The sequence below is a fragment of the Streptomyces sp. NPDC058051 genome (assembly GCF_042885475.1).
In the GTDB taxonomy this organism is placed as follows: Bacteria; Actinomycetota; Actinomycetes; order Streptomycetales; family Streptomycetaceae; genus Streptomyces.
Map to the genome: position 1 here is coordinate 70,816 of NZ_JBHVRW010000010.1, position 21,704 is coordinate 92,519.

General features: G+C 70.8%; 9 protein-coding genes. 6 read left to right on the forward strand and 3 right to left on the reverse strand.

The features are described from left to right. Positions 1–4 precede the first annotated feature (4 nt). From ACFVUT_RS17825 to ACFVUT_RS17845, 5 genes are all read left to right on the forward strand, one after another. The gene (locus tag ACFVUT_RS17825; RefSeq protein WP_389649697.1) at positions 5–9,559 is read left to right on the forward strand and encodes an amino acid adenylation domain-containing protein; all 9,555 of its coding nucleotides are present in this window, start codon (positions 5–7) and stop codon (positions 9,557–9,559) included. Continuing rightward, positions 9,549–11,231 carry a phytoene desaturase family protein gene (locus ACFVUT_RS17830; RefSeq protein WP_389649694.1) on the forward strand — a complete coding sequence of 561 codons (1,683 nt, stop codon included), beginning with the start codon at positions 9,549–9,551 and terminating at the stop codon, positions 11,229–11,231. Before ACFVUT_RS17825 ends, ACFVUT_RS17830 begins: the two co-directional genes overlap by 11 nt. A gap of 20 nt (positions 11,232–11,251) precedes the next feature. Beyond that, positions 11,252–12,976 (forward strand): phytoene desaturase family protein, encoded by a 1,725-nt coding sequence (locus ACFVUT_RS17835; protein ID WP_389649691.1) that lies wholly within the window; start codon positions 11,252–11,254, stop codon positions 12,974–12,976. Continuing rightward, positions 12,973–14,028 carry an MDR family NADP-dependent oxidoreductase gene (locus tag ACFVUT_RS17840; RefSeq protein WP_389649688.1) on the forward strand — a complete coding sequence of 352 codons (1,056 nt, stop codon included), beginning with the start codon at positions 12,973–12,975 and terminating at the stop codon, positions 14,026–14,028. The genes ACFVUT_RS17835 and ACFVUT_RS17840 overlap by 4 nt, the downstream gene beginning before the upstream one ends. A gap of 221 nt (positions 14,029–14,249) precedes the next feature. Next, positions 14,250–15,452 carry a cytochrome P450 gene (locus ACFVUT_RS17845; protein ID WP_389649685.1) on the forward strand — a complete coding sequence of 401 codons (1,203 nt, stop codon included), beginning with the start codon at positions 14,250–14,252 and terminating at the stop codon, positions 15,450–15,452. 67 nt (positions 15,453–15,519) lie between these two features. On the opposite strand, the gene ACFVUT_RS17850 is transcribed toward ACFVUT_RS17845, so the two are convergent. From ACFVUT_RS17850 to ACFVUT_RS17860, 3 genes are all read right to left on the reverse strand, one after another. Then, positions 15,520–16,809 (reverse strand): cytochrome P450, encoded by a 1,290-nt coding sequence (locus tag ACFVUT_RS17850; protein WP_389649682.1) that lies wholly within the window; start codon positions 16,807–16,809, stop codon positions 15,520–15,522. A 549-nt stretch (positions 16,810–17,358) separates the two neighbouring features. Continuing rightward, positions 17,359–19,008 (reverse strand): FAD-dependent oxidoreductase, encoded by a 1,650-nt coding sequence (locus ACFVUT_RS17855; protein ID WP_389649679.1) that lies wholly within the window; start codon positions 19,006–19,008, stop codon positions 17,359–17,361. A gap of 41 nt (positions 19,009–19,049) precedes the next feature. Beyond that, positions 19,050–19,967 (reverse strand): diiron oxygenase, encoded by a 918-nt coding sequence (locus ACFVUT_RS17860; RefSeq protein ID WP_389649676.1) that lies wholly within the window; start codon positions 19,965–19,967, stop codon positions 19,050–19,052. 347 nt (positions 19,968–20,314) lie between these two features. Here ACFVUT_RS17860 and ACFVUT_RS17865 point away from each other — a divergent pair, with 347 nt between their 5' ends. Further along, positions 20,315–21,616, forward strand: coding sequence for a DUF4032 domain-containing protein (locus ACFVUT_RS17865; protein ID WP_389649673.1), 1,302 nt, complete (start codon positions 20,315–20,317; stop codon positions 21,614–21,616). The last annotated feature ends 88 nt before the right edge of the window (positions 21,617–21,704 follow it).

Below are 21,704 nucleotides of genomic sequence, written 5' to 3' on the forward strand. Positions count from 1 at the left end.
CGACTTGCCCGACGTGAACAGTGCCTCTGCGAGCGAAAAAGTAGCGATCATCGGCATGGGCTGCCGACTGCCCGGCGGTGCATCGGACCACCGCACGTACTGGCAGAACCTCATGGACGGCAAGGACTGCATCACACCCACGCCCCCGGACCGCTACGACGTCTCGACGCTCGGCAGCGGCTACCCGGACAAGCCCGGACGCCTGGTCGGCGGCCGGGGCGGGTACATCGACGGTTTCGACGAGTTCGACCCCGGCTTCTTCGGAATCAGCCCGCGCGAGGCCGACCACATGGACCCGCAGCAGCGCAAGCTCCTGGAGGTCGCCTGGGAGGCGCTGGAGGACGGCGGCCAGCGGCCCTCGGAGCTCGCCGGCAGCAATACCGCGGTGTTCGTGGGCGCGTTCACCCTGGACTACAAGATCCTTCAGTTCTCCGACCTGAGCTTCGCCTCCCTGGCCGCGCACACCGCGACCGGCACCATGATGACGATGGTCTCGAACCGGCTCTCGTACTGCTTCGACTTCCGGGGGCCCAGCCTGTCGATCGACACCGCGTGCAGTTCCTCCCTGGTCGCGGTGCATCTGGCCTGCCAGAGCCTGAACAACCGGGAGACGGATCTCGCGCTGGCCGGTGGCGTGCTGCTGCACGCGGCACCGCAGTACACCATCGCCGAGTCCAAGGGCGGCTTCCTGTCTCCCGACGGACGCTCGCGTACGTTCGACGCCGCGGCCAACGGCTACGTACGGGCCGAGGGCGTCGGAATGGTCGCGCTCAAGCGGCTGGACGACGCCGTACGCGACGGCGATCCCATCCACGCGGTGATCCTCGGCACAGGGGTCAACCAGGACGGCCGCACGAACGGCATCACCGTACCCAGCGCGGATGCCCAGGTCGCCCTCATCGAACGGGTCTGCGCGGCAGCGGGCATCACCCCCGGCGCCCTCCAGTACGTGGAAGCGCACGGCACCTCCACGCCGGTCGGCGATCCGATCGAGGCGAACGCGCTCAGCCGGGCGCTGGCCGTGGGCCGCAGGCCCGGCGCCCCGTGCTACGTCGGCTCCGTCAAGGCGAACATCGGGCACACCGAAGCCGCAGCGGGCATCGCCGGGCTGATCAAGACCGTGCTCTGCCTCCAGCACCGCCGTATCCCGCCCCACATCAACCTGGACCGGATCAACACCGCCATCGACCGGGATTCCTCCCCGTACCTGATCCCGACCGAGCCGACCGACTGGCCCGAACACGAGGGCCCCGCACGCGCCGGAGTGAACGCCTTCGGCTTCGGCGGCACGAACGCGCATGTCGTGCTGGAGGAGGCACCCGAGCGGGAAGTCCGCCGGAACGCTTCCGCCGGAAGGTCCTGGAACCTCCTTCCGCTGACCGCACGCACCCCGGACGCCCTGCCGGAAGTGGCGGCGGCCATCCGCAGCCGGCTGGCGGAGGACCACGGGCCCGGGACGGCGCTGCCCGACCTCGGATTCACGCTCGCACGCCGCCGCCAGCACCTGGATGCGCGGCTCACCGTCGTGTACACGGCACAGGACGACCTGGACGAGGCGCTCGCCGCCTTCCTGCGGAAGGAATCCCACCCCCGGGTCGTCCATGGCGGACGACTCGACAGCGAACAGCGCGGCCTGGTCTGGGTCTTCACCGGAATGGGGCCGCAGTGGTGGGGCATGGGCCGCCGGCTGTTCGAGGACGACGAGGTGTTCAGGGAGGCCGTCACCCGCTGCGACCGGGCCGTCCGCGCGCTCGCGGGCTGGTCGCTGATCGAGGAGATGACGGCCGACGAAGCCGGCTCGCGCATGGGCGAGACATGGCTCGCGCAGCCGGCGAACTTCGCCCTCCAAGTGGGACTCGCGGCCATGTGGCGTCGCTACGGTGTGCGGCCCGACGCCGTGGTCGGCCACAGCACCGGCGAGGTCGCCGCCTTCTACGAGGCGGGGGTCTACACCCTGGAGGACGCGGTCAGGATCGTGCTGCACCGCAGCCGGCTCCAGCAGACCCTCACCGGGACCGGCACCATGCTCGCCGTCAGCCTGCCCGAGGAGGAGGCACAGCTCCGGGCTGCCGCGTACGGGGACCGGGTGTCCGTGGCCGCGGTCAACAGCCCCGGCGCGGTCACGCTCGCCGGGGACCGGGACGCGCTGGCCGAGCTGGCGGACGGGCTCCGCTCCGAGCAGGTCTTCGCCAAGTTCCTGACCGTGCAGGTCCCTTACCACAGCGCCGGCATGGAGGCGATCAAGGACGAGCTGCTGGCCTCCCTGGACGGGCTGGAGCCTCGGGAGGCGACCGTTCCGCTGTATCTGACGGGCCAGGAGGGCATGGCGCACGGCAGCGAGCTGGACGCGCGTTACTGGTGGAAGAACGTCCGGGACCGGGTCCGCTTCCGCTCGGCCGTCGACCGGCTCGCCGACGACGGATACGGGCTGTTCCTGGAGATCGGACCGCATCCGGTGCTCAGCCACTCCATCCGGGAATGCCTCGACGGCCGGGGGAGGACCGTACACACCCTGCCCTCGATCCGCCGTCAGGAGAACGAGCCGGAACGCTTCGCCGCCTCGCTGGCCGAACTGCACCATCTCGGCCTTCCCGTCGCATGGGACGTCCTGCACCCCGTGGGCACTCCGGTGGCCCTACCCCGCTACCCGTGGAAGCGTGACCGCCACTGGACGGAGCCCGGTCCGGTCGCACAGGTCCGTCTCGGCCACGCCGTCCATCCGCTGCTCGGCCGCCGCACGACCCACACCGAACCGACCTGGCACACCACGCTCGACACCGAGCGGCTTCCCTACCTCGACGACCACCGCATCCAGTCCACCGTGGTCTTCCCGGCAGCCGGCTACCTGGAGATGGCCACACAGGCGGTCCGCTCCCTGACCGGCGGCACCCACGTCGTCCTGACGGACATCGAGTTCCGCAAGGCGCTCTTCCTCCCCGAGGGCGAGGACCGTGCCGTGCGTCTGACGCTCTCCTCGCAGAACGCGGCGTTCACCGTCGCCTCGGCGGGGGAGGACGAGAGCGACCGGGCGGTGCACGCGAGTGGTGTCGTGCGTTCGGGGCAGCCGCGCCCGGCCGGACCTCCCGTCGACATCGCCGCCCTGCGGGCACGCATCCGACGCCGACTGGACGGCGAGGAATGCTACGCGGCGCTGGGCACCCTGGGGTACGACTACGGCCCCGCGTTCCGTGCCGTCGAGGAGGTGTGGATCGGTTCCGGCGAGGCAGTGGCCCGGCTCCGGCCACCCGCGGTGATCGGTGACGACGCGACCCGCCACCACATCCATCCCGTGCTTCTCGACGCCTGCTTCCAGACACTGCTGACGACGCAGCTCCACGACGACGCCGCGGACCGGCGGTCCTCCGCTGTCCGGCTGCCCCTGTCGATCGACGAGGTGTGCCTGGCCCCGGTGGGTGACCGGCCGGTCTGGGTCCATGCCAGGGTGACCCACAGCGACGGGGACGGACTCATCGGCGACATCGCCGTCCACACGGAGGACGGTGAACCCCTCGGCGGCATCGTCGGCTTCCGGGCAGCCGACGTGGAGAAGGCCGCGACGGCCGTCGGACTCGGCACGATCGACTCCTGGCTCACCGAGATCGTCTGGACCGACAGGCCCGTCGACGCCGCCGAGGCCGACGCCACCGAGGAAGAGACCGACGCCACCGAGGAAGAGGACACCCGCGCGGCCGGCGCCCACGGCGGCGGCCCCGCCTCCACGGGCGGCGACTGGCTGGTGTTCGCCGACCGGCAAGGCGTCGGCGACGCCCTGAGCGACCTGCTCACCGCGCGCGGCGAGCGCTGCCGCCTCGTGCGTCCGGGAGACCGGTACCAGAGGGATGACGACGGGACTGCGTTCACCGTCGTCCCGGGGTCCGTCGCGGACATGGAGCAGCTCTTCGCCGACCTGGCCCCGGACGGCAGGGACAACAGGGACGGCAGGGACGGCAGGGACGGCAGGGACGGCAGGGATGCCGGGGACAGCGGGGGCGGCGACGGCAACCGGGGTGATCGGGCGCCCTTTGTCACCGTCGTCCATCTGTGGAACCTCGACCGGCCGCACCTCGCCGAGGTTTCGCGGCAGGACCTCGTACGGCACAGCGACACCGGGGCGTACTCACTGATCGCCCTCGCCCGGACGCTGCTCGGCCACGGCCACGACGGCCGGCTGCACATCGTCACCCGCGGCGCACAGCACGTCGAGCCCGGTGAGACCGTCGAACCGCTCGGGGCGCCCGCATGGGGGATCGGCCGGGTGCTCAGGCACCAGGAACTCGTCTCCCACCGGGGCAAGCTCATCGACCTGGATCCCCTGCGGCAGGGAGCCGAGGGACGCCGGGCCGACGCACAGGCGCTCCTGCACGAGATCCTGACCGACGACGAGGAGGAGATCGCGCTGCGCGGCGCCGGCCGCTACACCAGCCGGATGCGGCGCGCCGAAGGGCTGACGCGCCCCCTTCCGCTGCGGCTGCGCGCCGACGCGAACTACCTCGTCACCGGCGCCTTCGGAGCGCTCGGCCGCCTGCTGTGCCGCACCCTCGTACGGCGTGGGGCGCGCAGCCTGATCCTGATGGGACGCACCGAACTGCCGGAACGGTCCGCCTGGCGTGGTCTCGGCCCCACCACCGCCGAGGGCCGTGCCGCGGCCTTCGTCAAGGAGCTGGAGGCGCTCGGCGCACGGGTTCTCCTGGCGCCGCTCGACATCACCGACGAGGCGGCGTTCACCGCTTGGCTCGCCGCCCACAGGCTCACCGACCCGCTGCCGGTGCGCGGCGTGTTCCATCTGGCCGGGCAGGTCCGCGACACACTCGTCACGGACATGGACCGCCCGGCGTTCGCCGCGGCACACGATCCCAAGGCCGTCGGCGCGTACCTGCTGCACCGGCACCTGCGCGACGAACCCCTGGACCACTTCGTCCTGTTCGCCTCGATCGCGTCACTGCTGACCACCGCCGGCCAGACGAACTACGCCGCCGGGAACGCGTTCCTGGACGCGCTGGCCCAGCACCGCCGGGCGCTCGGCCTGCCGGGGCTGAGCATCGACTGGGGACCGTGGGCCACCGGCATGATCGAGGAGCTGGGACTCGTCGACCACTATCTCCACAGCCGCGGGATGAGCTCGCTGGCACCGGACGTCGGCATGGCGGTCCTGGAACGCGTCATCGGTCAGGACCGGTCCCACCTGCTCGTCGCGACGATCGTCGACTGGCCGGTCTTCCTGGCCTGGTACGCCTCGCCGCCCGCCCTGGTGGCCGAACTGGCGACGACGGCGCAGGCCCCGGCGGCCGTCGGGACGAGCGAGGACGTTCTCACCGCCTTCCGCGACGCGGACGCGACGGAACGCCTCGCCCTGGTGACCCGGCGGTTCACCGCGGCGGCCGCCGCGGTGCTGCGCACGGGCCCGGATCAGATCGATGCCCGGACCGGGCTCAACGTGCTGGGGCTCGACTCGCTGCTCGCGATGGAACTGCGCGCCCGGCTCGGCTCCGAACTCGGCGTCGCGCTGCCCGTGGTGGCCCTGCTGAGCGGTACACCGGCCGGCGAACTGATCACACAGCTCCACGACACCCTGGCCGAAGCGGCGGCGCGCGCGACCGGCGGTGCCGGCGCGGCGGTGGTGGAGGTCTTCGACGACGAACTGCGCCATCCGCTGACGCAGAACCAGAAGGCCCTGTGGTTCCTCAGGCAGCTCAACCCCGACGGCTACGCGTACAACATCGGCGGGGCGGTCGAGGTCCGCGTCGCCCTCGACCCCGACCTGATGTTCGAGGCCGTCCGACGCCTGGTCGCACGCCATCCCGCACTGCGCACCAACTTCCTCACGGTGGACGGCCTGCCGCTGCAGCAGGTGTCGCCCGACCGGAGCCCCGACGTCGCGCTCTTCGACGTGCAGGACCAGGAGTGGGAGGACATCCACCGCACGATCGTGACCGAATACCGCAAGCCCTACGACCTGGAGTGCGACCCGCTCTTCCGCTTCCGCCTCTTCAAGCGCGGCCACGACCGCTGGCTGATCATGAAGGCGGTCCACCACATCATCTCCGACGCGATCTCGACGTTCACCTTCATCGAGGAACTCCTCGCGGTGTACGAGGGGCTGCGCCAGGGCCGCGCGCCCTCGCTGCCCCCGGTCACCGCGCGCTATCTGGACTTCCTCAACGCGCAGAACCGCTTCCTGGCCGGACCCGCGGCACAGCGCATGCTCGACTACTGGCGCTCGCACCTGCCGGCCGAGGTGCCCGTCCTGGAGCTCCCCGTCGACCGGCCCCGGCCCGCCGTGCAGACACACAACGGCGCCTCGGAGTTCTTCGTACTGGACACCGCCCTCACCGCCCGCGTGCACGCCCTGGCCCGCGAGCACGACGTGACCCCGTTCATGGTGCTGCTCAGCGCCTACTACGTGCTTCTGCAGCGCTACTCCGGCCAGGACCACGTCATCGTCGGCAGCCCGGTCACCGGCAGGACCGAGCAGGAGTTCGCCTCCGTCTACGGCTACTTCGTCAACCCGCTCCCGCTGCACGCGGATCTGTCCGGCGATCCGTCGGTCGCCCAACTGCTGCAACAGGTCCGCACGACCGTGCTCGGTGGCCTCGACAACCAGGAGTACCCGTTCGTCCTGCTGGTCGACGAACTGGGACTCCAGCACGATCCCAGCCGCTCCGCGGTGTTCCAGGCCATGTTCATCCTGCTGACCCACAAGGTCTCCACCGAGAAGTACGGCTACCGGCTCGACTACATCGAACTCCCTGAGGAAGAGGGGCAGTTCGATGTCACCCTGTCCGTCTACGAGGACGAGGCGGAGCACCGGTTCCACTGCGTCCTCAAGTACAACACCGACCTGTTCACGGCCCGGACCATGCGGCGGACGGCCTCCCACTACACCACCCTCCTCGACAGCATGACCCGGGCCCCGGCCGATCACCCCACCACGCGTCTGGAGATGCTGGACGCCCAGGAACGGGAGCGGCTGATCGGCGAGTGGAGTGGAGCCGGGCGCGCCGTCCTGCCCCGCAGGGCGGGGGAGGACGGGACGGAACGCGTCCGCCCGGTGCATCAGCTGATCAGCGAGGTCGCCGCGCGGCGCCCGGACGCCGTCGCCGTCACCGTCCCGGCGCGGACCGGACCGTCGCTGAGACTGACGTACGCGGAACTGGACCGTCGCGCGGGCGAGCTGGCCCGGCGGATGCGGGGACTGGGAGTCGGCGCCGGCTCGGTCGTCGCGCTGTGCCTGGACAAGTCGCCCGACCTCGTCGTCGCCCTGCTCGCGGTGCTCAAGGCGGGTGGCGCCTATCTGCCCATCCTGCCGGGCCACCCGGCCGACCGCGTCGCCCACACCGTCTCGACGACGTCCGCGGTCCTCGTCGTCGTCGGGGACGACGAGGACCGGGACCGGGTGACGGGGCTGTCGGCCAGGACCCTGACCCTGCGGGAGCTGCACGCCGCGGCGCCCGCGGCCGACGGCGTCCGGGAACCCGCGCCCGGAACCCAGGCGGACCTCGACTCGCCCGCGTACGTCATCCACACCTCCGGTTCGACCGGACACCCCAAGGCCGTCCGGGTCAGCCACCGGAACCTCGCCTCGGCGTACGCGGCCTGGCTCCACGCATACCGGCTGGACCAGGACGTACGGGTGCACCTCCAGATGGCGGCCCCCTCCTTCGACGTCTTCACCGGCGACCTGGTACGCGCCCTGTGCTCGGGCGGCAGCCTGGTGCTGGCCGACCGCGATCTGCTCTTCGACACCGAACGCCTGTACCGGATCATGCGCGAAGAACGCGTCGACTGCGCGGAGTTCGTCCCCGCGGTCGTACGCGGTCTCATGGACCACTGCGAACGCGAGGACCTCAGGCTGGACTTCATGCGTCTGCTGGTCGTCGGGTCCGACGCGTGGAAGGCCGGGGAATACCGGAGGCTGCGCGACCTGTGCGGACCCCGTACCCGTCTGATCAACTCCTACGGGGTCACCGAGGCCACCATCGACAGTGCCTTCTTCGAAGGACCGGTCGACGACCTGGAACCGGGCCGGACCGTGCCGATCGGGCGCCCCTTGGGCAACAGCACCCTCCATGTACTCGATCAGCACGGTGAACCCGTGCCGCCCGGTGTGCCCGGCGAGCTGTGGATCGGCGGCGACGGCGTCGCACTCGGCTACGCGGGGGATCCCGCACAGACGGCCCAGCGGTTCGTCACCCGGACACTGAGCCGGGCGCCGGGCGCCGGCCCCGTACGCCTCTACCGCACCGGCGACGCGGCGCGCTGGGACGCGGACGGCCGGGTCCATCTGCTCGGGCGGGTCGACGACCAGGTCAAACTCCGCGGCCATCGCATCGAACTCGGCGACATCGAGGCACACCTGGCCCAGTGGCCCCAGCTGGCCCGCACGGTCGTCACGGTGCGCCCCGACGCCCGGGGGGAGGACGCGCTCTGCGCCTACTGCGTCCCGGCGGACGGAGCGGTGTTGGATGTGCGCGCGCTGCGCCGCCACCTCGCGGAACTGCTGCCCGCGTACATGATTCCCGCGCACTTCGTCGCCCTGCCGGAAATGCCGCTGACCGCCAACGGCAAGGTCGACGCCGCAGCCCTGCCCGCGCCCCGCTCCGCCATCGAGGACGAGCCGGAGGAAGCGCTCCGCACACCGTTCGAGGAGAGCATGGCCCAGCACTGGAAGGAGCTTCTCGGACTGGAACGGGTCGGCCCCGCGCACGAGTTCTTCGAAGCCGGAGGCAGCTCGATCAAACTGATCGAACTGATCCACCGGCTGAAGCGGGAGTTCGGCGTCGCCCTTCCCGTCAGCCTCCTCTACCGGGTCACCACCCTGCACGGGATGGCCGCGACGGTGGAGCGCCTGGCCACCGGCGGCAGCGCGGACGACCTGCCCTTCCTGACCTTCAACAGCGAGCGCGAGCCGACACTGTTCTGCTTCCCGCCGGCGGGCGGCCACGGACTCGTCTACCGCACGTTCGCCACCCACCTGCCCGAGCACCGGCTGATCGCCTTCAGCTACATCCCAGGCGAGAACAAGGTGGCCCGCTACGCCGACCTCGTCGAATCCCTCCGGCCGGAAGGCAGATGCCTCCTCCTCGGCTACTCACTCGGCGGGAATCTCGCATTCGAGGTGGCCAAGGAACTCGAAGGCCGCGGACGCGACGTCGCCCATGTGATCGTCCTGGACTCGCACCGCATCCTGGAGCCCTACACACCCGGACGCGAACACTTCGAGATCTTCGAGGCGGAACTGGCCGAACACCTTCTCAAGCACACAGGGTCGGAGATCGTCGCCCGCGAGACCCTCGACCACGCCGCCGAATATCTGGAGTTCTGCGGCCGCACCCCCAATCTGGGCGAGGTGTCCGCGACCGTCAGCGTCGTCACGGACGAGGACAAGGCGGCGCTCTACGCCGCGGGCGAGCGCGGCACCTGGTACGGCAGCTCCACCACGGACACGGCCGTGCTGCGCGGCTCCGGACCCCACGCGGACATGCTCGACCCCAAGTACGCGGCCCGCAACGCCGAGCTGGTGCGTGGCATCCTCCGGAGCGGTGGCGGCCATGACCGGTGACGAGGACGACGCGTGGAGCGCGGGTCCGCGACGGGCGGACGGCGCACCCCGGGTCATCGTGATCGGCGCCGGGGTCGCCGGAATGTCCACCGGCTGCTACGCGCAGATGAACGGCATGCGGTCCCGCATCTTCGAGAAGCACGTGCTCCCCGGCGGCTGCTGCACGGCCTGGTCGCGCGACGGCTACCTCTTCGACTACTGCATCGAGTGGCTGATCGGCACGGCCGCCGGCAACGACGCCCACCAGGTATGGCGCGAACTGGGCGCGCTCGACGGCAAGACCATCACCAACTTCGAGATGTTCAACCGGGTCGTCGACGAGAGCGGACGGTCCGTGGTCTTCTACAACGATCCGGACCGGCTGGAGCGGCACCTGCTCGCGCTGTCGCCCGCCGACGCCCGCCTGATCCGTTCGTTCTGCCGGGACCTCAGACGGTTCACCGCCATCGAGCTGTACCCGTTCCTGACCGCACCGGCCCTGCGGACCGTACGCGAAAGAGCGGCGACGCTGCGCACCGTCCTGCCCGCCTTCCGGCTCTTCTGGCGCACGGCGGCGACACCCATGCACGAGTTCGCCGACCGGTTCCAGGACCCGCTGCTCCGACGGGCGTTCCGCAACATCTTCTTCCAGGACCCCGAGGGCTTCCCGCTGCTCCCGTACCTGTTCAACATGGCCAGCGCCCATCACCACAACGCAGGCTTCCCGCAGGGCGGTTCGCTGGGGCTCGCCCGGTCGATCGAGGAGCGCTACCACGCGCTGGGCGGCCGGACCACCTACCGGGCACGGGTCGAACGCGTCCTGGTCGAGGACGGACGTGCCGTCGGCATCGAACTGCGCGGCGGCAGGCGGTACTACGCCGACCACGTCGTCTCGGCCTGCGACGGCCACACCACCATCCACGGCCTGCTGGAAGGACGGTTCACCGGGCCGCGGATCGACAAGCTGTACAACGAACTGCTGCACCGCCCGGGCACCCTGTTCCCCGCAGTGGTCTCGGCCTTCGTCGGGCTACGGGGCGACCTGGGCCCCGACCGGGCCCACAGCACCACCTACCTGCTCTCCGCCGAGGACGCCGCCCGGCTTCCCGGCGCACTCCAGAGCAGCCTGGTCGTCCAGTTGCGCTCCCACTACTCCGACGGATTCGCCCCGCCCGGCCGCTCGGTGGTCCACTGCACCTACTTCAGCGACTTCGGCTACTGGAGGGCCCTGCGCGCCGCCGACCGCAAGGAGTACCGGGCGCGGAAACGCCAAGTGGCCGCGTTCGTCGAGGACTTCCTGGAACGGCGCCTGCCGGGCACGGCCGAGCGCATCGAGCTCACCGACATCGCCACCCCGGCGACGACCCGTCGCTACACCGGCAACCACGAGGGCTCCATCCTGGCCTGGAAGGCCTTCTCCGAAGCCGACGACATCGCGGCCCAGCTGGTGGGCAAGGACCGCATGCGCCTCCCGGGCCTGCGCGGATTCTCCATGGCCGGGCAGTGGGTCGGCATGGGCGGGCTGATCCGCGCCGCGTCCACCGGCCGCTTCGTCATCCAGTACCTCTGCGACGAGCTGGGACGCGGCTTCACGGCATCCGAGAGCCAGGGCGGCGAGCCGTGGCATCCCGGAAAGCTGGGCCGCCTGCCCCAGCTCGACAGATGGTCCGCGCGCGGGGACACCCGCACGTGAACACCGAGGAGAGCAGGACCATGTCGCATTCCCCACGGCAGTCGATGATCATCATCGGTGCGGGGCTCGGCGGTCTGTCCACCGGCTGCTACGCCCGGATGAACGGCTACCGCACCCACGTCCTGGAGATGCATGAATTGCCGGGAGGCTGCTGCACCGCCTGGGACCGCGGTGACTTCACCCTGGACCCCTGTGTCAGCTGGCTCCTCGGCAGCGGGCCCGGCAACGAGATGCACCAGATCTGGCTGGAGCTGGGCGCGCTGCAGGGCAAGGAAGTACGGCATTTCGACGTGTTCAACGTCGTGCGGGGCGCATGCGGCCGGGCGGTGTACTTCTACTCGGACCCCGACCGGCTCCAGGCCCATCTGACCGACATCTCACCCGCCGACTCCGCCCTGATCCGGGACTTCTGCAAACAACTGCGCGCGTTCCGCGCCTGCCTCGCCGTCTACCCGTTCCTCAAACCGGTCGGGCTGATGCCACCACTGGAACGCTGGCGGATGCTGGCGTCCTTCCTTCCGTACTTCAACGTCGTGCGCAGAACCATCGGCGTCCTGATGAGCGACTACTCGGCGAGGTTCAAGGACCCCCTGCTGCGCGAGGCGTTCAACTTCATCCTGTACGAGAAGCATCCGGCGTTCCCGGTGCTGCCGTTCCACTTCCAGCTGGCCTCGCACGCCAACCTCTCCGCAGGTGTCCCCGAGGGCGGTTCGCTCGGACTGGCCGAGTCCATCGAGCGGCGCTACCGCAGGCTCGGCGGCCGAGTCACCTACAACGCCAAGGTCGAGAAAGTGCTGGTCGAGGACGACCGTGCGGTCGGAGTGCGGCTGAGCGACGGGCGCGAACTGCACGCCGACATCGTCGTCTCCGCCTGCGACGGCCGCACCACCATGATGGACCTGCTCGACGGCCGCTACCTCAACAAGGCGTACCGCCGCCTCTACACCCGCACGCTCCGCGAACCCGGCATGGTGTTTCCGGGCTACTTCACCCTCTTCCTCGGCCTGCGCCGTGACTTTCCCGACGCCGACCCCTGCACGACCTATCTGCTCGACGAGGCGGAGTCGGCCGGCCTGACCGGCATCCGGCACCCGAGCATCAACGTCCAGTTCCGCAACAGGCACTACCCGGAACTCTCGCCCCCGGGGACGAGCATCGCCTATGTCACCTATTTCTGCGACATCGCCCCCTGGCGGGCCCTGGACGAAGGGCCGGAACAGGCGACCCGGACCCGGGGCGGCCAGGAACTGCACACCCTGCCGGTACGCCACGGCCGCGGGTACTACGCGGCGAAGCGGCGGGCCCGCGACGTGCTCCTCGCCTTCCTGGAACGGCACCACCCCGGCATCTCGGACGCGATCGCGGTGCGCGACGTGTCGAGCCCGCTCACCCAGGTCCGCTACACCGGCAACTACGACGGCACCGTACTCGGCTGGCAGCCCTTCGTGGAGAGCGGCGAGACGCTGGAGAAGCTCATCAAGAAGCACGGCCCCGGACTGCCCGGACTGCGGAACTTCTACCAGTCCGGCGTCTGGGCGACGACGGGCGGCCTGATCCGCGCGGCGGCGGCGGGCCGGCACGTCATGCAGTTCATCTGCCGTGACGACGGCCGGAGCTTCACCGCCTCCCTCGACGAGAGCGGGCCGCCCCCGACCCACCGCGTCATTCCGGTGGGCCCCCGACCGGACACACGGCCCGCGACAGCGGAACGCATGATTCCCGCCGAAAGGAAGGAAAAGGGATGAGGGTCAGGAAATGGGTGGTGCGCGAGCACATCGAGGGCGTCCCCGACGTCGAGAAGGTCTACGAGGAGGTGGCGGAGGAGCTCGACATCGATCTCGCCCCGGACGAGATGCTGCTGAGAACACGCTATGTATCCGTGGACCCCTACCTCCACGGCATCGCGCTGGACACCCCTCTGGGCGCGCACATGGGCGCCGACTCGATCATGGAGGTGCTGGAGGCGGGTCCACTGGCCGCCCACCGGCCCGGTGACCTGGTGCAGGGATTCGGCGGCTGGCGCTCCCACCTCGTCAGCACCGGCGCGGCCACTCCCTGGCAGACCGGGACGTTCCCCATGGTCTTCCCCGCCTTCCGCCGGCTGGATCCCGGCTGGTACGACGAAACGCTGCCGCTCCCGACCGCGTTGAGCTCCATGGGCGGCCCCGGCATGACAGCGTGGGGCACCCTGACCAAGTTCATGTCGGTCCGCGCGGGGGACACCGTCGTCGTCAGTGGAGCCTCCGGTTCCGTCGGCTCACTGGTCGGACAACTGGCCAGGCTCGCGGGCGCCCGGGTGGTGGGCACCACGTCGACGACGGCGAAGGCGGACTACCTCGACGAGCTGGGATTCGACGAGGTCGTCATCTACCGCCACGGGGACAGCCCCGAAGCCGTACGGGACGCACTCCTGCGTGCCGCACCGGACGGAGTCGACAAATACTTCGACAACCTCGGCGGGACCGTCACCGACTGCGTATTCCCCCTGCTCAACGTCGACAGTCAGGTGGCCGTCTGCTGGCAGTGGGCCACCCAGGTCGGCGGGGAGACGACCGGACCACGGCTGCTTCCGTACGTCATGTTCCCGCGCACATCGGTGCGGGGCATCTTTTCGCTGGAGTGGTTCACCGAGCAGAACTGGCGCGCACTCCACGACGAGTTGGGCGGCAGGATCCGACGCGGCGAGGTCCGCTGCGGTCACACCCTCCACCACGGCTTCGGTAGCATCCCGGACGCCTACCGGAGCCTCTACCGCGACACGGGAGCGAGCCGGGGCAAGGTGCTGGTCGAGCTCTGACCGCCGTCTCCTTCCGCCTGTTCCCGCACTGTTCCGGTGCATCCGCCTCTCGTCCGTGCGTTCGTCCGTATGCCGGGCCGCAGCCCTGGTTCCGGCCGTGCGTTCGTCCGTATGCCGGGCCGCAGCCCCGCTCCCGACCGCGCGTCTGCCCGCAGGCCCGGCGCTCCCCTGCGCCCGCATGCCCGGCTCCAGCCCCGTCACTCCGCAGGCCAGGAGGCCCCGTGACCCGCTCCCACGACACCGGCACGGCCGGCGGCCCACCGTCGCACCCGCTGCACCGCCTCCGGTTCGACCCGCCCGGACCGCCCACGCCCGTCACGCTGCCGGACGGAACCAGTGCCTGGCTGGTGAGCCGGTACGCGGACGTACGCATGGTCCTGACCGACACCCGGTTCGGACGCTCCCGGCTCCACACCCCGGACGCGCCGCCCCTGCCGGGGCAGTCCGGCCTGGTCGGCAGCCTCGACCTGATGTTCAACCAGGACGGAGAGGACCATCTGCGCCTGCGCCGCACCCTGCGACGCGCGTTCACGCCGAGGGCCGTCGCCCGGTGGAGGCCCTGGATCGCATCGATCGTGGAGCAGCGCCTGGACGAACTCGCCGACAGCGCACCGCCGGTGGACCTGGTGGCCCGCTTCACCCTTCCGCTCCCGGTCGACGTGATCAGCCGGCTGATGGGACTCGACGTCCCGGCTCGGGAACGGCTGCGCCACTGGACCCAGTACGCCTTCTCCGACGGCACCCACCCCGAGGAGGACACACAGGCGGCGCTGGCGGAGTTCGCCGCGTTCGGAAGGGCGCTGCTGGCCGAGCGCCGGAGAGCGCCGGGCGGCGATCTGACCAGCGTGCTCGTCCGGGCGGCCGACGAGGAGGGCGGCATTCCGGAATCGCAACTGGTTCACCTCGTCTGCGGACTGGTCGTGGGCGGACACGACAGCACGATGACGATGCTCGGCAACTCCCTGCTCTATCTGCTCGGTGAGCGGCCGGACACCTGGCCCCGCCTCGGCGCGGACGAACAGGCCGCGGGGGTGCTGGCGGAGCGGCTGCTGCATCTGATTCAGCTGGGAGACGACCGGGGAACCGCGCGCCACGTCGCTGCCGACACGGAGGTCGGAGGCGTGAGGATTCCGGCGGGTTCGGTGGTTCTCGCCGACTGCGGCATGGCGAACCGCGACCCCGACGTGTTCCCGCCCCGGCAGTCCGACGACCTGTTCGCCCCTCTGGAGGCGCCCACTCTGTCGTTCGGCGCGGGCCCGCACTACTGCCTGGGCGCCTGGCTGGCCCGGCTCGAACTCCAGCTGTCCCTGCACCGTCTCGCCGCCCGCTTCCCCGGCCTCCGGCTGGCGCGACCCGCCGAAGAGGTGGAGTGGCGGCGCGGCACCACGTCCCGCAGCCCCCAGCGGCTCACCGCCCTCTGGTAGGAGGGCGGGCGCCGACGCCGGGGGATCGCACCGGGGCGGGTGCGGTGCCCCGAGGGGGTGTGCCCGCTCAGCGCAGGTGCACCGGCAGCGAGGCGATGCCGTAGACGATCGACAGCTTGCGGAAGTCCAGGTCCTGGGGCGGGACGGCGAGGCGTATCCGGGGAAACCGCCGTGCCAGGGCCGGGTAGGCGGCGCGCAATTCCATGCGGGCCAGTTCGGCACCGATGCAGCGGTGGATTCCGTGGCCGAAGGCGAGATGTGCCGAGGGATTGCGGTGCGGGTCGAAGCGTCCGTCGTCCCTGACGTACGACGCGTCGCGGTTGGCGCCGCTCAGCGAGCAGAGCACCATGTCGCCCCGGGGTATGACCACGCCCGCTATCTCCATGTCATGGCGGGCGAACCGGGGGAAGGCGATCTGTACCGCCGAGAGGTAGCGCAGCGCCTCCTCGACGAACGGCGCGGTCATCGCGTCGTCCGTCCGCACGCCCTCGAAGACGTCCTCGTTCTGCAGGAGCACGAGGGAGCCGAGGGCGATCGTGCTGGCGGTCGTCTCGAACCCGCCGGTGAGAACGCCGTCGGCGAGGCCCGCGAGCTCCTCGTCGTCGACGCTGTCCCCGTGTTCCTTCACGATCATGCCGAGCAGGCCGTCGCCCGGTTTCGCACGCTGCGCCCTGACCACATCCCTGAAGTACGTCAGCGACTCGGACATGGCGCCGAAGGGGGCGGTCGTCCCCCCGAAGAGGTCGAAGCGGTCCATGGCCAGCTGCTGGAAGTCCTGGCGGTCCTCGTAGGGAACGCCGAGCAGCTCACAGATGGTGAGGGAGGGGATCGGCAGCGCGAACTCCTGGACCAGGTCGACAGGCCCCTGCCGGGCTTCCATCGCGTCGAGGCGTTCCGTGACGATGGCATCGATCCTGGGGGTGAGGCGCCGCAGCCGGCGCATCGTGAATTCCGGGGTCAGGATGCGGCGCAGGCGCGTATGCACGGGCGGATCACTGAACCCCAGCCCGCCGGGGCTCTGCTCCGCCGCCACTCCGGCGTTCATGGCGAGGTGGGCGAAGTCGGTGCTGAACCCGTCGGCCGATCCGAGGACGGTCTTCGACTCCTCATAGCCGGTGACCACCCAGGCGTCCATCCCGAACGGCATGGCGACCTTGGACACCGGCGCCTCGGCCCGGAGCCCGGCCAGTCTGTCCACCGGGTCCAGGCCGTCCCTGCGCAGCAGCGCCAGCAGGTCCTCGGGAAGCAGCCTGATCGTGGAGGAACCGATCCCGTACTTCTGGAGCCTGGACAGATAGGTCCGCCCGATCCGGGCGGTGATACGAGAACGGAACGTCGTCCTCAACGTGCTCTCCATGGGGTCGCGCGGTCCGCACACGCGGTGCGGGGATGAGAAGAGTGTGCGGTATGCGGGGGCGTGGACAGAGGCCGGCGCCAGAACGGCGTGAGCGGAGAGACGTCGTGTCGCAGAGCCGCTGCCGCAAAAGTGCTGGTAGGACACGGTAGCTGAGCACGCGGAGCGGCCGGACGGCGACGTAAAAGCCCTCGCGCATGCGGGGGTTCGTTCTGCGGGCCCGTCCGCCGTGCGTCCCGGGCGTCGTGCGTCCCGTCGGCCCTGTGTCCCGGGCGTCGTGCGTCCCGTCCGCCCTGCGTCCCGGGCGTCGTACATCCCGTCCGTCGTGCGTCCCGGGCGCCGAGTCCCGGCGCGGGGAACGACGCCCATGGGCCCGACGAGCCGGGGCCGGCCCGCCGGTGGCCTCCGTCCGGGTTCCGCAGACCGTCCGTGACCGCCCGACGTCCCGGGCGGTCACGGCGCTTCCCGATCGCGGCCCGCCGGACAGGACCGTGTGCCGGGGGCCGCCGTTCTCTGCGGCGGGCGCGATCGGGGTGGTGCTGGTGCGGGGGATCAGCCCCGCACTCTCCAGCGGCCGGCCCTCGCCGCCGCGACCAGCTCCGGCACCGTGCCGAATTTGACCCGGGGCCGGCCGTCGTCACGACCGCGTGCCAGCTCCGCCCTGTCGATGGCGGCCAGTCCACGGGCGTCGACGACGTGACGGGTTCGGCTCCGGGCCAGGCGCAGGAACGCCCTGGGCGCATGCGCCGGTGACGGCAGCACGCCGGCGACGGCGTCGGCCAGGAGCGTGCCGACCGTCTCGGCGGCGCAGGCACGGTTGGCACCGATGCCGCCCGAGGGGCCGCGCTTGATCCAGCCGACGACGTACGTCCCCGGCCGTCCCTTCACGCGACCGCCATCGTGCGGCACGGTGCCGGTCGCCTCGTCGAAGGGGAGCCCCGGCACCGGCACACCGCGGTAGCCGATCGCCCGCAGCAGCAAGCCGGCCGGTACGTCCAGCTCGCCCTGATCACCCGTCACACGCACGGCTCGGACCTCCTCGCCACCGAGCGCTTCCACGGGTGCGGAGTGGAAGCGGAAGACGATGCGTCGCTCCGATGCCGGCGGGTGCGACCAGTCCACCGTCTCGCGGACCAAGCCCCGCAGCAGCGCGGCCTTCTCGCCGGGTGCCGCGCCGTCGATCACCGCGCCGATCCGCGGATCGTGGTCGTCGACGACCGTCGCCACACCCGGCAGGTGCTGGAGAGCGAGCAGTTCGGACCCGCTGTACGCCGCGTGCTCGGGACCGCGCCGTCCGAGCAGCACCACCTCGCGCACCCGCGACGTGCGCAGGGCCGCGAGCGCGTGGTCGGCGATGTCCGAACCGGCCAGTGCCGAAGGGTCCGTCACGAGGATGCGGGCGACATCCAGGGCGACATTGCCGTTGCCGGCCACGACGACCCGCTCGGCGGACAGGTCGATGGCGTCCGGCGCGACCTCGGGGTGGGAGTTGTACCAGGACACGAAGGCCGTCGCCGAGATGCTGCCGGGCAGGTCCTCACCGGGGATGCCGAGCCGGCGGTCGGTGGAGGCTCCCACGGCGTAGACGACCGCGTCGTGGTGGTCGGCGAGTTCGTCCGCGGTGATGTCCTTGCCGACCTCGACTCCCAGGTGCATCCGTACCCGGGGGTGGGAATGGAAGCGGGCGAAGGCGTCGCCCACCCTCTTCGTCGCGGGGTGGTCGGGCGCCACTCCGTACCGGACGAGCCCGCCGGCCACCGGGAGCCGGTCCACCAGCGTCACTTCGGCATTGGTGTGCAGCAGCAGGTCTTCGGCCGCGTACATGCCGGCCGGGCCGGTGCCGACGACCGCGACCCGGATCGGTGCGAAATCGGACGGCAGGCTGCGCTCGAACGTGGGCGCGCCCCAGTGGTGGAAGTTCGGTCCCGTACCGCTCGGGTCGGGCTCCGCGCCGGCGAAGTAGGCCGCGTTGACCTCGGCGTACTCCTGCTGCGAGGCGGGCAGGCCGTCCACCGGGAAGACCGCGTCGACCGGACAGGCGTCGGCGCAGGCACCGCAGTCGATGCAGGTCGCAGGGTCGATGTACAGCATCTCCGTACGGCCGAACGCCCGCTCCTGCGGTGTCGGGTGGATGCAGTTGACGGGGCACACGGCGACACAGGTGGCGTCGTTGCAGCAGGTCTGGGTGATGGCGTAGGTCATGTCGTCAGCTCGGCTCGGCTCGGTGCGGCGGTCGGCTCGGATCAGATCAGGCTGGCACGCTTGTAGAGCGCCAGAGCGGGCCCGGTGAGCAGGCGCGCCGAGGCGAGGAACTCCATGAGGCCCGAACAGCTGGACCGCATCAGGGACTTGTGGTGCTCGTTCGCCCTCGCCTCAGCCAGGGCGCGCTTCGGGTCGAGACCGGCGTTCGCGTAGACGTTCCGGTTCACCATGCTGGTGACGATGAGGTAGGAAGCCACCGCGATCACGAACGCGCTGAGTTGCCGCCGCAGGCGGCCGGCGTGCCGGAGTTGCTTGCGGGTCTCGTCACGGGCGAACTTCATGTGCCGTGACTCCTCCACGACATGAATGTTGTTGATGGTGCGCACGAACGGAGCCACCCGCTCGTCGCGCATCCAGTCGCGCTGCATGACGTCGAGCACCTCCTCGGCGACCAGGATCGCGGCGTACGCCGTCTCGCCGAACGCGAGTGTCTTGAAGGCGCGTCCGAGTTCGACGACGAGCCGGTGCGGCCGGTAGGCGGGAGCGCCCAGCTTCGCCGCCCCGCGGGCGAACATGATCGAGTGCCGGCACTCGTCGGCTATCTCCGTGAGGGCCCACTGGAACCGGGGGTCGGCCGGGTTCTTCGTGTAGATGTCGCGCAGCACCATCTGCTGAAGGATCATCTCGAACCAGATGCCGGTGCTCGCCACCGACGCGGCCTCCTGCCGCGTCAGCTCCTTGCGCTGCGCATCGGTCAGCTCACCCCAGTACGCCGTGCCGTAGAGCGTGCTCCACTCGGGGCTCGCACCATGGAAGTCCTTGTCCAGTGGAGTGTCCCAGTCCACCTCCGTCACCGGGTCGTACGACAATGTGGCCGCCGAGTCGAGCAGTCGGCGGGAGACGTCGTGCTCGTCGAGCCGGTTCTGCTGGTCCTCCGGCCGAACAGTGCTGTGTGCCATGGTGCGGCTCCTTGAATCGACAGATCGACTCGACGCGGGCCGGCCCTCGTCCCATCCCGTGCACCGTTCGATGAGACCGACGGCAGCCGAGCGCCCCTACGCTTATTAGACGCTGCGTCTAGCAAGCTGTTGGACGGAACGTACAACAAGAGGGCCGCGCGGGCCTACCCCTCGTGGAAAATCCGCACCGACTCACCACGGCAGAGCCGCCGGGCCGCCCCACGAAAGGCACGAACATGTGACGGTGCGAGCCCGCCGGAGCGACCGGGCGGGCAGGGCGCCCGAGGAGTGCGGACGGGTGGCTGCGTCACACTGGTGGCCCCGGCACCGTACGAACGAGGCGAACCATGGCATTGCAGTTCAGCGCCACCAATCCCGAACATCCCGCGTCCCTTCTCGCACTGCCCTGGCACCTGCCGCTCGAAGAGTGGCCGGAGAAGCACCTGGTGGCGCTGCCGCGCGGCATCTCCCGCCACGTCGTGCGCTACGCCCGGGCGGGGACCGATGTGGTGGCGATCAAGGAACTCGCCGAACGGCCGGCGGTGCGCGAGTACGAGCTGCTGCGCACCCTCGCCCGGCTCGGGATACCCGCGGTGGATCCGCTCGCGGTGGTCACCGGGCGCACCGACAGCGACGGCGGACCGCTGGAGCCGGTGCTGGTCACGCGGCACCTGGGGGGATCCCTGCCGTACCGGTCGATGTTCGAGACGACGATGCGCCCGACCACGGTGCACCGGCTCATGGACGCACTGGCCGTGCTGCTCGTCCGGCTGCACCTGGCAGGGTTCGCGTGGGGCGACTGCTCCCTGTCCAACACGCTCTTCCGCCGCGACGCCGGCGCCTATGCCGCCTACCTGGTGGACGCGGAGACGGGCGAGGTCCACAGCCGGCTCAGCGCGGGGCAGCGCGACTACGACATCGACCTGGCCCGCGTGAACATCAGCGGGGAGATGCTCGACCTGGAGGCCGCGGGCGCGCTCCACCCCTCGGTGGACCCGATCGCCTTCGGCACGGAGATCTGCCAGCGGTACGACGAGCTGTGGAAGGAGCTGACCCGCACTTCGGTCTACCCGGCCGGCAAATTCCACTACATCGAACGTCGCGTGCGCAGGCTCAACGATCTCGGCTTCGACGTCGCCGAGATGCAGATCGCCAACTCCCCGAACGGCGACACCATCACCTTCGTCCCCAAGGTCGTCGACGCGGGCCACCACCAGCGTCAGCTGCTGCGACTCACCGGGCTCGACGCGGAGGAGAACCAGGCCCGGCGGCTCCTCAACGACCTGGAGGGCTGGATGGCGACACAGGAGGACTACGCGCCCGGCGACCCGCTCGGCGCCCGTGCGGAGGTGCTGGCCCACCGCTGGGTCCGTGACGTGTTCAGGCCCACCGTGCGTGCCGTTCCGCGGCAGCTCCGGAGCTCCGTGGACCCCGCGGAGCTCTATCACCAGCTGCTGGAACACCGGTGGTACATGTCCGAGCGGGCACAGTCGGACGTCGGCCGGGAGGCCGCCGTGGCGGACTTCATCTCGACGGTCCTGCTGGGCCAGGACTCCGAGGCGGGCCGGGAGGCCGAGGCAGGCCGGGACACCGAGGCAGGCCGAGTCTCCGATGCGGGCCGGGACACCGACCAGCCACCGGTGGGCTGATCCCCGTACCCCGCGTGGCTCCGCCCGCGGGACGCCTCAGTTCCGTCCTGCGGGCGGAGGCCCGGAAGCCGCCCAGGACGGCGGCGAC